This is a genomic window from Diaphorobacter sp. B2A2W2 (assembly GCF_056730635.1).
The window spans coordinates 53,178-67,023 of sequence record NZ_JBWZOR010000004.1 but is presented as its reverse complement, the minus strand read 5'-3'; the positions used below and the strand labels follow the sequence as shown (position 1 = coordinate 67,023).

Annotated in this window: 11 protein-coding genes; 9 read left to right on the top strand and 2 right to left on the bottom strand. The window is 71.2% G+C overall.

Features of this window, described 5'->3' with window-relative positions; genetic code table 11:
• Nucleotides 1–47: 47 nt before the first annotated feature.
• Nucleotides 48–2,084, bottom strand: coding sequence for a transketolase (gene tkt, locus AC1PPL_RS08995; RefSeq protein ID WP_454536556.1), 2,037 nt, complete (start codon nt 2,082–2,084; stop codon nt 48–50).
• A gap of 318 nt (nt 2,085–2,402) precedes the next feature.
• Here tkt and AC1PPL_RS08990 point away from each other — a divergent pair, with 318 nt between their 5' ends.
• Genes AC1PPL_RS08990 through AC1PPL_RS08955 form a run of 8 tightly spaced genes read left to right on the top strand, consistent with a single transcriptional unit; the run spans nt 2,403 to nt 11,459 of the window.
• Nucleotides 2,403–2,501: a potassium-transporting ATPase subunit F gene (locus AC1PPL_RS08990; protein ID WP_084002077.1), complete on the top strand. Its 99-nt coding sequence runs from the start codon at nt 2,403–2,405 to the stop codon at nt 2,499–2,501.
• A gap of 2 nt (nt 2,502–2,503) precedes the next feature.
• Nucleotides 2,504–4,306 carry a potassium-transporting ATPase subunit KdpA gene (gene kdpA, locus AC1PPL_RS08985; protein ID WP_047351176.1) on the top strand — a complete coding sequence of 601 codons (1,803 nt, stop codon included), beginning with the start codon at nt 2,504–2,506 and terminating at the stop codon, nt 4,304–4,306.
• A gap of 7 nt (nt 4,307–4,313) precedes the next feature.
• Complete coding sequence (kdpB, locus tag AC1PPL_RS08980) at nt 4,314–6,407, top strand: potassium-transporting ATPase subunit KdpB (RefSeq protein ID WP_047351177.1); 2,094 nt, start codon at nt 4,314–4,316, stop codon at nt 6,405–6,407.
• A gap of 11 nt (nt 6,408–6,418) precedes the next feature.
• Nucleotides 6,419–7,039 (top strand): potassium-transporting ATPase subunit KdpC, encoded by a 621-nt coding sequence (kdpC, locus tag AC1PPL_RS08975; protein ID WP_454536557.1) that lies wholly within the window; start codon nt 6,419–6,421, stop codon nt 7,037–7,039.
• Nucleotides 7,029–7,172 (top strand): hypothetical protein, encoded by a 144-nt coding sequence (locus AC1PPL_RS08970; RefSeq protein ID WP_157497510.1) that lies wholly within the window; start codon nt 7,029–7,031, stop codon nt 7,170–7,172. Before kdpC ends, AC1PPL_RS08970 begins: the two co-directional genes overlap by 11 nt.
• 12 nt (nt 7,173–7,184) lie before the next feature.
• Nucleotides 7,185–9,944, top strand: coding sequence for a DUF4118 domain-containing protein (locus AC1PPL_RS08965; RefSeq protein WP_047351178.1), 2,760 nt, complete (start codon nt 7,185–7,187; stop codon nt 9,942–9,944).
• A 6-nt stretch (nt 9,945–9,950) separates the two neighbouring features.
• The gene (gene kdpE / locus AC1PPL_RS08960) at nt 9,951–10,670 is read left to right on the top strand and encodes a two-component system response regulator KdpE (protein ID WP_103738485.1); all 720 of its coding nucleotides are present in this window, start codon (nt 9,951–9,953) and stop codon (nt 10,668–10,670) included.
• Between the two features lie 33 nt (nt 10,671–10,703).
• Nucleotides 10,704–11,459: a nucleotidyltransferase family protein gene (locus tag AC1PPL_RS08955; RefSeq protein WP_479973101.1), complete on the top strand. Its 756-nt coding sequence runs from the start codon at nt 10,704–10,706 to the stop codon at nt 11,457–11,459.
• A 23-nt stretch (nt 11,460–11,482) separates the two neighbouring features.
• On the opposite strand, the gene AC1PPL_RS08950 is transcribed toward AC1PPL_RS08955, so the two are convergent.
• Nucleotides 11,483–12,322 (bottom strand): hypothetical protein, encoded by an 840-nt coding sequence (locus tag AC1PPL_RS08950; protein WP_479973100.1) that lies wholly within the window; start codon nt 12,320–12,322, stop codon nt 11,483–11,485.
• Nucleotides 12,323–12,388: 66 nt separating this feature from the next.
• On the opposite strand from AC1PPL_RS08950, the gene AC1PPL_RS08945 reads away from it, so the two are divergent.
• On the top strand, nt 12,389–13,780 hold the full coding sequence (locus tag AC1PPL_RS08945) for an aminopeptidase P N-terminal domain-containing protein (protein WP_287985205.1): 1,392 nt from the start codon (nt 12,389–12,391) through the stop codon (nt 13,778–13,780).
• The last annotated feature ends 66 nt before the right edge of the window (nt 13,781–13,846 follow it).

The window sequence follows — 13,846 nt, the reverse complement described above, 5'->3', positions numbered from 1 at the left end:
GAGCCTCTAGGGATGGATGGATTGCAAAAAACGAGAACCGGGAGGGATCAGCGCGCGCGCTGCAGCGCGGCCAGCACCGTGTCAGCGACGTTCTCGGCCGTGAAGCCGAAGTGCTTGAACAGCACGCCGGCCGGGGCCGACTCGCCATAGGTGTCGATGCCGACCACCGCGGCGCAGCCGTACTTCCACCAGAAGTCGGACACGCCCATCTCGACGGCGATGCGCGGCGTGCCGGCGGGCAGCACCAGTCGCTTGTACTTGGTGTCCTCGCGGTCGAAGGTGGTGGTGCTGGGCATGGAGACCACGCGCACGGCGATCTTCTTGGCGGCCAGCAGTTGCTGCGCGGCCAGGGCCAGCTGCACTTCGGAGCCGGTGGCGATGATCACGGCCTGGGCCTTCTTCTTCAGACCCACGGCGGCGGGCTCGGAGAGGATGTAGGCGCCGCGCGAGATGTCGCCCAGGTCGCTCTTGGACGCGTAGGGCAGGTTCTGGCGGGACAGCAGCAGCGCGGTGGGCTTGTCGCGGTTGGACAGGGCCACGCTCCAGGCCACGGCGGTCTCGGCCGTGTCGGCGGGGCGCCACACGTCCAGGCCGGGGATCAGGCGCAGGCTGGCGGCGTGCTCGATCGACTGGTGCGTGGGGCCGTCCTCGCCCAGGCCGATGGAGTCGTGCGTGAACACGTGGATCACGCGCTGCTTCATCAGCGCGGCCATGCGGATGGCGTTGCGGCTGTAGTCGCTGAACGTGAGGAAGGTGCCGCCGTAGGGGATGAAGCCGCCGTGCAGCGCCAGGCCGTTCATGATGGCCGCCATGCCGAACTCGCGCACGCCGTAGTTGATGTGGCGGCCCACCTGGCCGGCCTCGGTCTTGGCCACGGCGCCGTTGGCTTCCATGCGCAGCGCGGGCGTGCTCTTGGTGTTGGTGAGGTTGGAGCCGGTCAGGTCGGCGCTGCCGCCCAGCAGCTCGGGCAGTGCGGCGGTGAAGGCTTCCAGCGCGATCTGGCTGGCCTTGCGGCTGGCCACGGTCTCGGCCTTGGTGTGCGCGGCCACCACGGTGTCTACCGCCACCTGGGCGAAGTGCTTGGGCAGGTCGCCAGCCATGCGGCGCGACAGCTCGAATGCCAGCTCGGGGTAGGCGGCCTCGTAGGCGGCAAAGCGCAGCGTCCACTCGGCTTCGGCGGCCTGGCCGGCCGCCTTGGCATCCCAGTCGGCGTACACCGACTCGGGGATCGCGAAGGGCTCGTGCGACCAGCCCAGGGCAGCGCGCGTGAGGTTGATTTCCTCGGCGCCCAGGGGCTCGCCATGGGCCTTGGCCGTGTTGGCGCGGTTGGGGCTGCCCTTGCCGATGGCGGTCTTGCAGACGATCAGCGTGGGCTTGTCGGCGCTGGCCTTGGCCTGGCCGATGGCGGCGGCCACGGCTTCCACGTCATGCCCGTCCACGGCGTCGATCACGTTCCAGCCGCAGGCCATGAAGCGCTGCGGGGTGTTGTCGATGAACCAGGGCGCCACCTGGCCGTCGATGCTGATGCCGTTGTCGTCGTACAGCGCGATGAGCTTGTTGAGCTTCCACGCGCCGGCGAGAGCCACGGCCTCATGGCTGATGCCTTCCATCAGGCAGCCGTCGCCCAGGAACACGTAGGTGTGGTGGTCCACCACGGCGTGGCCTTCGCGGTTGAACTCGGCGGCCAGCAGCTTCTCGGCCAGCGCGAAGCCCACGGCGTTGGTCACGCCCTGGCCCAGCGGGCCGGTGGTGGTCTCCACGCCGGGGGTGATGCCGTGCTCGGGGTGGCCGGCGGTCTTGCTGTGCAGCTGGCGGAAGTTCTTCAGCTCCTGCAGGGGCAGGTCATAGCCCGTAAGGTGCAGCAGCGAGTACAGCAGCATCGACGCGTGGCCGTTGGACAGCACGAAACGGTCGCGGTCCATCCACTGGGGGTTGGTGGGGTTGTGCTTCAGGTGCTGGCCCCACAACGCCACGGCCATGTCGGCCATACCCATGGGGGCACCGGGATGGCCCGAGTTGGCTTGTTGAACGGCATCCATTGCGAGTGCGCGGATCGCATTCGCCATTTGTTGAGAATTGGCCATCGGGGCGGTTCCGGAAGGGGCTGTAAGGGTAAACCTGCAATTTTACCGGGCAGGCGGCCCCCCTGCCCACCAGCCGCGAATTGGGCGACCGCGCCGGTGGCCCGGCCTGCCGGCCATTGACACTTTTTTTACAGGCCGCCGAGGCCTTTCTACCCCGTTTTGATGCGCCCTTCGGGAGACTGCCTGTCATCTGTTTGGATTGGCAGGAGTGTGTTGTATGGACATCGTATGGGTTGCCGGGCTGGGCTTGCTCTGGCTGGCAGTGGCGCAGTTGGCCGTGGGCCTGGATCGCCTGGGACGGGCGCGCGGGGAGCCGGTGTGATGGCGCTCGAAGTTCTTTACGGCCTGGGAGGGCTGCTGGCCGTCCTCCTGATGGCCTACCTTGTGTTCGCGCTGGTCTGCGCCGAGGAGTTCTGACCATGAACACCTCTTCCTGGGGCCTGCTGGCCCTGTTTCTGGCATTGCTGGCCCTGCTGGCCTGGCCTCTGGGCCGCTGGCTTGCGGCCCTTATCGACGGGCGCCTGCCGCGCTGGCTGCTGCGGGCCGAGGCGCCGCTGTACCGGCTGGCTAGCGTGCGTCCGGACGAATCCATGGGCTGGCGCGCCTACGCGCTGGCACTGCTGGTCTTCAACGCGCTGGGTGCGCTGGCCCTCTATGGCCTGCAGCGCCTGCAGGGGTGGCTGCCGCTGAACCCCGAGGGCTTCGGCGCCGTGGCGCCCGACTCGGCGTTCAACACGGCCATCAGTTTCGTGACCAACACCAACTGGCAGGGCTACGCGGGCGAGAGCACCATGAGCTACCTCAGCCAGATGCTGGGCCTTGCGGTGCAGAACTTCCTGTCGGCGGCCACCGGCATTGCAGTGGCCTTTGTGCTGGTGCGTGGTTTTGCCGGGCGGGGCGAGGGCCGTCCGGCCGCGGGGACGCGTTTTGGCGCCGTCGGCAATGTGTGGGTGGACCTCACGCGCATCACCCTGTGGGTGCTGATGCCGATCGCCTTCGTGATCGCCCTCTTCTTCGTGTCGCAGGGCGTGATCCAGAACTTCGATGGCTACCACCGGGTGGCGACCGTCGAGGCCACCACCTACCTGGCGCCGCAGACCGGCGCCGACGGCCAGCCGCTGCTCGACGCGGCGGGCCAGCCGGTGGTGCAGGAGCTGCGCACGCAGACGCAGACGCTGCCCATGGGGCCCGTGGCCTCGCAGGAGGCGATCAAGCTGCTGGGCACCAACGGCGGGGGCTTCTTCAACGCCAACTCGGCCCACCCCTACGAGAACCCCACGGCGCTGGCCAACCTGGCGCAGATGCTGGCGATCTTCCTGATCCCCGCGGCGCTGTGCTTCGCCTTCGGCCGGGCGGTGGGCGACAGCCGCCAGGGCTGGGCGATCCTGGCCGCCATGGCGGTGATCTTCGTGGCCGCCGTGGTGGCCGTCACCTGGGCGGAGCGCGCAGGCAATCCGTTGCTGACGGCGCTGGGGGTGGACCCGGCCCTGGGCAACATGGAAGGCAAGGAGCTGCGCTTCGGTATCTCCGGCACGGCGTTGTTCGTGGCCGTGACGACCGCCGCCTCGTGCGGCGCCGTGGACGCCATGCACGACTCGCTCACGCCCCTGGGCGGCATGGTGCCGCTGGTGCTCATGCAGCTGGGCGAGGTGGTCTTTGGCGGCGTGGGCTCGGGGCTGTACGGCATGCTGGTGTTCGCCGTGCTGGCGGTCTTCATCGCCGGCCTGATGATCGGCCGCACGCCCGAGTACCTGGGCAAGAAGATCGAGGTGTTCGAGATGAAGCTGGTGTCATTCATCATCCTCGTCACGCCGCTGGTGGTGCTGCTGGGCACGGCCGTGGCCGTGAGCACCACGGCCGGGCGCGCCGGCGTCGCCAACCCCGGGGCCCATGGCTTCTCCGAGGTGCTGTACGCCTTCACCTCGGCGGCCAACAACAACGGCAGCGCCTTCGCCGGGCTGTCGGCCAACACCCCCTTCTACAACGCCATGCTGGGCGTGGCCATGTGGCTGGGCCGCTTCGCCGTGATCGTGCCGGTTCTGGCCCTGGCCGGGGCGCTGGCGGGCAAGCCGCGCCTGCCGGTCACCTCCGGCACCCTGCCCACGCACGGCCCGCTGTTCGTGGTGCTGCTGGTCGGCACCGTGCTGCTGGTGGGCCTGCTGAACTATGTGCCGGCGCTGGCCCTGGGGCCGGTGGTCGAGCACCTGATGCTCTGGAAGTGAGTCAACCATGACTTCGATGCAAAAAAATCTTTCGCTTGCCGATCCCGCCCTGCTGCGGCCGGCGCTGCGCGGCGCCTTCGCCAGGCTCAGCCCGCGCGCCCAGTGGCGCAACCCGGTGATGTTCGTCGTCTATGTCGGCAGCATCCTCACCACGCTGCTGTGGCTGAACACGCTCAACGCTCCCGGCGACACAGGCATGGGCGCCGGCTTCGTCCTGGCGGTGGCGGTGTGGCTGTGGTTCACCGTGCTGTTCGCCAACTTTGCCGAGGCCCTGGCCGAGGGGCGCAGCAAGGCCCAGGCCGCGTCGCTGCGCAGCCTGCGCAAGGACACCTGGACCAAGAAGCTCAAGGGCGTACACCGCGACAGCGGCTTCCTGCCCCAGCAGGCGACCGACCTGCGCAAGGGCGACGTGGTGCTGGTCGAGGCCGGCGACATGATCCCGCTCGACGGCGAGGTGATCGAAGGCGTGGCCTCGGTGGACGAGAGCGCCATCACCGGCGAATCGGCGCCGGTGGTGCGCGAGTCGGGCGGCGACTTCTCCGCCGTGACCGGTGGCACGCGGGTGTTGTCCGACTGGCTGGTGGTGCGCATTGGCGTGAACCCGGGCGAGTCGTTCCTGGACCGCATGATCGGCATGGTGGAGGCCGCCAAGCGCAGTAAGACGCCCAACGAGATCGCCCTCACCATCCTGCTGGTGGCGTTGACCATCGTGTTCCTGGTGGTGACCGTGACGCTGCTGCCCTATTCGGTCTTCAGCGTGCAGGCTTCCGGCGCGGGCACCGTGGTGTCGCTGACGGCGCTGGTGGCCCTGCTGGTGTGCCTGATCCCCACCACCATCGGCGGCCTGCTGTCGGCTGTGGGCGTGGCGGGCATGAGCCGCATGATGCAGGCCAACGTCATCGCCACCTCGGGCCGCGCCGTGGAGGCCGCGGGCGACGTGGACGTGCTGCTGCTGGACAAGACCGGCACCATCACCCACGGCAACCGGCAGGCCAGTGCCTTCCTGCCCGCGCCGGGCGTCGACAAGGCGCAGCTGGCGCAGGCGGCGTTGCTGGCCTCGCTGGCCGACGAAACGCCCGAGGGGCGCAGCATCGTCGAGCTGGCGCGGCGCGAGGGCGTGACCTCGCAGCCGGTGCCGGGGGCCCTGTTCGTGCCCTTCACGGCCCAGACGCGCATGAGCGGGGCCGACCTGCCGGCCGCGAAGGGCGGGGCGGGTGAGTGGGTTCTGCTGCGCAAGGGCGCCGTCGAGGCGCTGCGCCACCATGTTGAGGCGCTGGGCGGGCGTCTGCCGCCCGAGGTGGTCCAGGCCGCCGACGCGGTGGCACGCCGGGGCAGCACGCCGCTGGCCGTGGCCGAGGGCGCGCGCGTGCTGGGCGTGGTGGAGCTCAAGGACATCGTCAAGGCGGGCATCCGCGATCGCTTCGCCGAGCTGCGGCGCATGGGCATCCGTACGGTGATGATCACGGGCGACAACCGGCTCACCGCCGCCGCCATCGCGGCCGAGGCCGGTGTGGACGACTTCCTGGCCGAGGCCACGCCCGAGGACAAGCTGCGCCTCATCCGCCAGTACCAGGCCGAAGGCCGGCTGGTGGCCATGACCGGCGACGGCACCAACGACGCGCCCGCGCTGGCCCAGGCCGACGTGGCCGTGGCCATAGGCAGCGGCACGCAGGCCGCCAAGGAGGCCAGCAACATGGTGGACCTGGACTCCAACCCCACCAAGCTGCTGGAGGTGGTGGAGACCGGCAAGGCGCTGCTGATGACGCGCGGCTCGCTCACCACCTTCTCCATCGCCAACGACGTGGCCAAGTACTTCGCCATCATCCCGGCGATCTTCATGGGCACCTATCCGCACCTGGGCGCCCTGAACGTCATGGATCTGGCCAGCCCGTCCTCGGCCATCCTGAGCGCCGTGATCTTCAACGCGCTGATCATCGTCGTGCTCATCCCGCTGGCGCTCAAGGGCGTGCGCTACCGGCCCGTCGGCGCATCTGCGCTGCTGCGCCGCAACCTGGCGGTCTATGGACTGGGCGGGCTGGTCGTGCCCTTCGTGGGCATCAAGCTGATTGACATGCTGCTGGCCGCCAGCGGCCTGGTGTGAAGGAGCCGGAGATGAACAACAACCTCAACCCCAACCAAGGCCCGAGCCAGCGCCACGCGCTGCTGCGCCCGGTGCTGGCCCTGTTTGCCTTGCTGAGCGTGCTGACCGGCATCGTCTACCCGCTGGCCGTGACCGGCGCGGCGCGCGCCGTGTTCCCGCAGCAGGCGGCGGGCAGCCTGGTCGTGCAGGGCGAAACCGTCGTGGGCTCGGCGCTGATCGGCCAGTCCTTCAGCGACCCCCGCCATTTCTGGGGCCGGCCGTCGGCCACGGCGCCCATGGCTTACAACGCGGCGGCTTCCTCGGGGTCGAACCAGGGCCCGCTGAACCCGGCCCTGGTCGACGCGGTCCGGGCCCGCATCGAAGCCCTGCGCGCGGCCGACCCCGGCAACCAGGCGCCCGTGCCCGCCGATCTGGTCACCGCCTCGGCCAGCGGGCTGGACCCGCACATCAGCCCCGCCGCCGCCCTGTACCAGGCGCCGCGCATCGCCCGCCTGCGCGGCCTGGCGCCGCAGCAGTTGGTGGATCTGGTGGGGCAGCATACGGAGCAGCCGCTGCTGTTCGGCCTGATCGGCGAGCCGCGCGTGAACGTGCTGGCGCTCAACCTGGCGCTGGACGCCGCCCATGGCCGATGACTGGCTGCACCTGCTGTGCGCCCTGGCGGCGCTCGGTGTGCCCGTGCTGCTGGCCTGGGTGTTGGTGAGCCGGGGCCAGCGCCGCCGGCGCCGCCCCGCCCGCGGTGGCCGCCCGGCACCGCCCATGCGTTAACCTGCCCTCGCCATGCCCGAAGCCAGCCGCCCCGACCCCGACGCCCTGCTCGCGCAACTGCGCGCCGACGAGGTGCGCGCGCAGCGTGGCCGCCTGCGCATTTACTTCGGCGCCAATGCCGGGGTGGGCAAGACCTGGGCCATGCTCAGCGCGGCCCGGCGCGAACGGGAGGCCGGCCGCGACGTGGTGATCGGCGTGGTCGAAACCCATGGCCGCAGCGAGACCGCCGCGCTGGTCGAGGGGCTGGAGGCCCTGCCGCCGTGCGAGCGGCACTACCGCGGCAAGCTGCTGCGCGAGTTCGACCTGGACGGCGCGCTGCTGCGCCACCCGCAGGTGCTGCTGGTGGACGAACTGGCGCACAGCAACGCGCCCGGCTCGCGCCACGCCAAGCGCTGGCAGGACGTGGAGGAGCTGCTGGCCGCCGGCATCGACGTGTGGACCGCGCTCAATGTGCAGCACCTGGAGAGCCTGAACGGCACGGTGGGCGCCATCACCGGCATCCGCGTGAACGAGACCGTGCCCGACAGCGTGCTGGACGAGGCCGACGAGGTGACCCTGGTCGATGCCACGCCCGACGAAATGGCGGCGCGGCTGGCCGCCGGCAAGGTCTACCTGCCCCAGCAGGCCGAGCGCGCGGCGCAGAACTTCTTTCGCAAGGGCAACCTGATCGCGCTGCGCGAGATCGCCCTGCGCCGCACGGCCGACCACGTCGAGGACGACGTGCGGGGCTGGCGCATCGAGCAGTCGGGCGAGAGCGGCGCGCCGGGGGGCGGCGCACCCCCGGCGTGGAACACCTCGGGCGCCATCCTGGCGGCCGTGGGGCCGGAGCAGGACGCGGCGCAGACCGTGCGCGCGGCGGCCCGCATGGCGGGCCAGCTCAATGTGCGCTGGCATGCCGTCTACGTGGAAACGCCGCGCCTGGCGCGGCTGGACGATGCCGCGCGCGACCGCATCCTGGCCGTGCTGCACCTGGCGCAGGAGCTGGGCGCGGAAACCGCCGTACTGAGCGACGAGCAGGTGGCGCCCGCGCTGGCCGAACAGGCGCAGCGCCTGAACTGCGCCATGCTGGTGCTGGGCCGTGGCCGCGCGCGCGCCGGCTGGCGCCGCTGGGCCGGGCGCTGGTGCGCGCCGCTGGCGCTGCGGCTGGCGCGCATCGCGCCCACGCTGGACCTGGTCAGCGTGGCCCCGGCCGACAGCGCCCGCCGCCTGGCGCGCACGCCCTGGGCGGCCCCGGCGCGTGGAGAACTGCCCGAGGAGCCGGATGCCGCCACCTGGCCCGGCTTTGCCTGGGCCGTGGGCAGCAGCGTGGCCCTCACCGGGCTGGCCGCGCCGCTGTCGGGCGTGCTGGAGCTGACCAACATCGTCATGCTCTACCTGCTGGGCGTGGTGGGCGTGGCGTGGCGTTTCGGGCGCGGGCCGGCGGCCCTCGCGGCGGCGATGAACGTCATGGCCTTCGACTACTTCTTCGTGCTGCCCACCTTCTCGTTCGCGGTGAGCGACGTGCAGTACCTGCTGACCTTCGCCGTCATGCTGGGCGTAGGCCTGCTGGTGGGGCAGCTCACGGCGGGCCTGCGCTTCGCGGCCAGCGTGTCGGCGGGGCGCGAGCGGCGCGCGCAGTCGCTGTTCGAGCTGGCGCGCGAGCTGTCGGCGGCGCTGCAGGCCAGCCAGGTCGAGGCGCTGGGCGCGGCGGCGGTGCAGCGCCATTTCGGCGGCGAGGCCCGGGTGCTGCTGACCGACGCCCAGGACCGGCTCGTGCCCCCGTCCGATCCGCCCGAGGGGTTCGACTTCAGCGTGGCCGACTGGGCCTTCCGCCAGGGCCAGAGCGCGGGCCTGACCACGGCCACCCTGTCGGCCCAGCCCTGGCACTACGTGCCGCTGGTGGCGCCCATGCGCGTGCGCGGCGTGCTGGCGCTGCGTCCGGCGCAGCCGCGCTGGCTGGTGATTCCCGAGCAGGCGCGGCAGCTGGAAACCCTGGCGCGCCAGATCGCCATTGCCGTGGAGCGCGTGCATTACGTCGAGGTGGCGCAGCAGGCGGTGGTGGACATCGAGTCCGAGCGCCTGCGCAACGCCTTGCTGGGCGCCATCTCGCACGACGTGCGCACGCCGCTGACGGCGCTGATCGGGCTGGCCGAGTCGCTGCGCACGCTGGCGCCGCCGCTGTCGCCCGCGCAGGCGCAGGCGGCGCAGGCCATCGTGGCCCAGGCGCGCGCGCTGAGCACGCTGGTGGGCAACCTGCTGGACATGGCGCGGCTGGAAAGCAGCGCCAGCGGCGCCGTGCAGCTGCGGCGCGAGTGGCAGTCGGTGGAGGAGGTCGTGGGCGCGGCCATCCGCGCCGCGCAGCCGGCCCTGGGCGGCATGGCGGTGCGCACCGAGTTGGCGCCCGAGCTGCCGCTGGTGGAGTTCGACGCCGTGCTGATCGAGCGCGTGCTGGTCAACCTGCTGGAGAACGCCGCGCGCTACGGCGCGCCGCCCATCGTCGTGGCGGCCAGCGCGCTGCCGCAGGCGCTGCGCATCACCGTGCGCGACCACGGCCCGGGCCTGCCGCCCCACCTGCGCGGGCGCGAGCAGGTGCTGTTCGACAAGTTCACCCGCGGCCAGGCAGAGTCCACCACGCCCGGCGTGGGGCTGGGCCTGGCTATCTGCAAGGCCATCGTGCAGGCGCATGGCGGCGAGATCTCGGCCACGAACGCCGCCGCCGATGCGCATGGCAGCGGCGGTGCGGCGTTCACCATCGAGCTGCCGCGCCGTCCGCCGCCCGCCGTTACCGAATGAAATCCTATGTCTTCTCCCCCTAGCCTCACCGCCATCGTGATCGAGGATGAACCCCAGATCCGCCGCTTCGTGCGCGGCGCGCTGGAGGACGAGGGCTGGCTGGTGCACGAGGCCGCCACCCAGCGCGAGGGCCTGGTGGCCGCCGGCACGCGCCACCCCGACCTGCTGGTGCTCGACCTGGGCCTGCCCGACGGCGACGGCGTGGAGCTGATCCGCGACGTGCGCGGCTGGTCCAGCGTGCCCATCATCGTGCTCTCGGCGCGCGCCGACGAGGCCGACAAGATCGCCGCGCTGGACGCGGGAGCGGACGACTACCTCACCAAGCCCTTCGGCACCGGCGAGCTGCTGGCACGCGTGCGCGCCAACCTGCGGCGTCCGCGTGCCGCGGCGGGCGAGGCGCCCGCGCCGGCCGATGCGGTGTTCCGCTTTGGCGAGGAGGCCGGGGCGGTGGAGGTGGACCGCGCCCGGCGCGTGGTGCGCCGCGCCGGCGACGAGGTGCACCTGACCCCCACCGAGTACCGTTTGCTCTCCGTGCTGGTGGCCAACGCCGGGCGCGTGCTCACCCAGCGCCAGTTGCTGCGCGAGGTCTGGGGGCCGGCGCACAGCGACCAGAGCCACTACCTGCGCGTCTACATGGGCCACCTGCGCGGCAAGCTTGAGGTCGACCCGGCGCAGCCACGCCACCTGCTCACCGAGACGGCGGTGGGCTACCGCCTGCTGCCCTGACCGGGGGCGCTGCGGCCCCTACACTGCGGGCCCATGACGATGCCCCAGTTCCCCGCCATGCTGCTGGCCGCCGGCCGCGGCGAGCGCATGCGCCCGCTGACCGATGCCTGTCCCAAACCATTGCTCGAAGTGCGCGGGCGGCCGCTGCTGGAGTGGCACCTGCGTGCGTTGGTCGAAGCGGGTGTCGAGCGCGCCGTGATCAACACCGCGTGGCTGGGCGAGCAGATTGGCCACCGGTTTTCAGATGTTTTTGCCGTCGAAGGCAAGCAGGACAAGCGCGAACAGCTATCAATTTCATACTCCCATGAAGGCCGGGATTTCGGTCGCGCGCTGGAGACGGCCGGCGGTATCGCACGCGCGTTGCCGCAGCTCGGGCCGGTGTTCTGGCTGGCGGCGGGCGATGTGTTCGCGCCCGACTTCACCTTCGAGGCGCAGGCCGTGCAGCGGTTCGTGGCCGGCGATGCCCTGGCCCATCTGTGGCTCGTGCCCAACCCGCCGCACCACCCGCGCGGCGACTTTGGCCTGTCGCCCGAGGGGTTGGCGCTGAATCTGCCGGCGCAGGACCCGCGGCCGCGCTACACCTACAGCACCATCGCCCTGCTGCGAGCCGAGCTGTTCACCGCGCCCTGGTGCGACATCACACCCGGAAACCCGCAGGGCGTGGCCGCGCCGCTGGCGCCGCTGCTGCGCCGCGCCATGGATGCGGGGCGGGTGACGGCGACGCTCCATACCGGGCGCTGGACCGATGTGGGTACGCCCGAGCGGCTCGCTGAGCTGAACGCCGGCTGAGGCAGCGTCCGTCGCCCAGCGGTTCAGGCGCCTGGCGCGGATGCGGGGGCCGAGGCGGCGCCCGACGCGGGATCGGCGGGGTCTGATGCCGGCTCGGCGGGCGGCGGCGGAGGCAGCAACTCGGGCGCGGGCGCCAGCGCGGTGGCGGATGCGGGATGGGCGGGCTGCACATCGATGGCCGGGCCGTTCTCGCAGTTGCGGAACTGCCACTGGCTGGGCAGAAAGCGGGCCTGCGGCCCGTCGGGTGCGGGCTTGCCCACCTCGGCCTGCACGTCGTAGGGGATGTGCGGCACTTGGAACAGGGCGATCTGGCCCTGGCGGCACAGCAGCGCGGGTACCACCTTGTTCAGCTCCCATTCCTTGGTGTCGGTGTTGTAGCGGTACAGCGGGCCAATACGCTGGTCCTGGGCCAGTTCTACGCGCATCGGCAGCACCTGCATCGCCTGGGCCCATACGCCGGCCACGAGCACGGGCTGCGGAAAGCGCACCGCCTCCAGGCCGCGCAGGGACACGGGCTGCACCGGCGCGCCGTTGTCGAAGGGGTCCAGCCGGTTGATCAGGCTGCCCGCGGGAATCACCAGTTCGCCGTACTGCACGTCGTGCGGCAGCACGAAGCGTTCGCGGTGGGTGCGATGCACGGCGCTGTCCTGGCGCGTCTGCTGCGCGCGACCCGACAGGTACAGGCGCAGGCCCAGCCAGGCATCGCACACCACGGCCACGGCGCACAGGGCGACCAGCACGCGCCGGTCCAGCCGCGGCTTGTTGGGAACATCGATATACCGCGCATAGAACGCGTAGGAAAGCAGGGCCACGGTCAGCACCAGGCCCAGCAGGGGGATGAGGGTGGTCAGCAGGAAGGACATGCGGCGAGTCTGCCACGGCGCCTGGGCGCCGCCGCGCGCGCTGGCCGTTGGGCCCACAATGGCAGCATGACCACGCCCAGCTCCCTCTACGCGCAGCGTCGCGCCCGCCTTGCCGCCCAGTTGGGCGCGGGCGGCATCGCCATCGTGCCCACCGCCCCGCTGCAGCAGCGCAACCGCGACAGCGAGTTTCTCTACCGCCACGACAGCTACTTCTACTACCTCACGGGCTTTGCCGAGCCGGGCGCGTGGCTGGTGCTGACCGCGGAAGGCCACAGCACGCTGTTTTGCCAGCCCAAGGACCTGGAACGCGAGATCTGGGATGGCTACCGCCTGGGGCCCGAGGCGGCCCTGGCCACCCTGGGCGTGGACGCCGCGCACTCCGTGGCCGATATCGACGCGCGCTTGCCGCGCCTGCTGGAAAACCGCGGCAGCGTCTGGTTCCCCTTCGCCACCCACCCAGGGCTGGCTGCGCGTGTGGAAGGCTGGCTGAACCAGGTGCGCGCACGCGTGCGGTACGGCGCGCTGTGCCCCGCGCAGCAGGGTGATCTGTGCACGCTGCTCGACGAGATGCGCCTGATCAAGGACGCGCATGAGCAGGACCTGATGCGCCGTGCCGCCGCCATCAGCGCCCGCGCCCATGTGCGCGCCATGCAAAGAAGCGCCCGCATGCTGCGCGCCGGACAGGACGTGCGCGAATACCACCTGGATGCGGAGCTGCTGCACGCGTTCCGCGAAGAGGGCTCGCAGTGCCCGGCGTATGGCTCCATCGTGGCTGCGGGGGCCAACGCCTGCGTGCTGCACTACCGCGCCGATGCCGCGCCGGTGCGCGCGGGCGAGCTGGTGCTGATCGACGCGGGCTGCGAGCTGGACGGCTACGCCTCGGACATCACGCGCACCTTTCCGGCCGATGGCCGCTTCACCGGCCCGCAGCGCGCGCTGTACGACCTGGTGCTGGAGAGCCAGAAGGCGGCCATCGCCGCCACGCGTGCGGGCAACCGCTTCAACGACCCGCACGACGCCACGGTGGCCGTGCTGGCGCAGGGCATGCTGGACTTGGGCCTGCTGGACGCCAACAAGGTCGGCAGCGTGCAGGACGTGATCGCGAGCCGTGCGTACTTCCAGTTCTACATGCACCGCACCGGCCACTGGCTGGGCATGGATGTGCATGACTGCGGCAGCTACGTCGAGCCCTCAGAAGTGGGCCAGGTGAGCGAGCGGCGCGACCCGCTGTCGGGCGAGCTGATCCAGAACCGCCCCAGCCGCATCCTGCGCCCGGGCATGGTGTTGACCATCGAGCCCGGCTTGTACGTGCGCCCCGCGCCGGGCGTGCCCGAGGCCTTCCACCACATCGGCATCCGCATCGAGGACGACGCCATCGTCACCGAGACCGGCTGCGAATTGATCACCCGCGGGGTGCCCGTGGAGGGCGACGAGATCGAGGCAATGATGCGCGGCTGAGCGGGTGTTTTCAGGAACCGCGATGTAACTGATTTTGTGCAAAAATCGAAACTCGATTACATCCAC

Excerpts from the sequence above, each read along its gene's own strand:
- kdpB (WP_047351177.1), top strand. The coding sequence starts at position 4,314 with ATGACTTCGATGCAAAAAAATCTTTCGCTTGCCGATCCCGCCCTGCTG.
- AC1PPL_RS08945 (WP_287985205.1), top strand. The coding sequence starts at position 12,389 with ATGACCACGCCCAGCTCCCTCTACGCGCAGCGTCGCGCCCGCCTTGCC.
- AC1PPL_RS08950 (WP_479973100.1), bottom strand. The coding sequence starts at position 12,322 with ATGTCCTTCCTGCTGACCACCCTCATCCCCCTGCTGGGCCTGGTGCTG.
- AC1PPL_RS08965 (WP_047351178.1), top strand. The coding sequence starts at position 7,185 with ATGCCCGAAGCCAGCCGCCCCGACCCCGACGCCCTGCTCGCGCAACTG.
- tkt (WP_454536556.1), bottom strand. The coding sequence starts at position 2,084 with ATGGCCAATTCTCAACAAATGGCGAATGCGATCCGCGCACTCGCAATG.
- AC1PPL_RS08970 (WP_157497510.1), top strand. The coding sequence starts at position 7,029 with ATGGCCGATGACTGGCTGCACCTGCTGTGCGCCCTGGCGGCGCTCGGT.
- kdpC (WP_454536557.1), top strand. The coding sequence starts at position 6,419 with ATGAACAACAACCTCAACCCCAACCAAGGCCCGAGCCAGCGCCACGCG.
- kdpA (WP_047351176.1), top strand. The coding sequence starts at position 2,504 with ATGAACACCTCTTCCTGGGGCCTGCTGGCCCTGTTTCTGGCATTGCTG.
- kdpE (WP_103738485.1), top strand. The coding sequence starts at position 9,951 with ATGTCTTCTCCCCCTAGCCTCACCGCCATCGTGATCGAGGATGAACCC.
- AC1PPL_RS08955 (WP_479973101.1), top strand. The coding sequence starts at position 10,704 with ATGACGATGCCCCAGTTCCCCGCCATGCTGCTGGCCGCCGGCCGCGGC.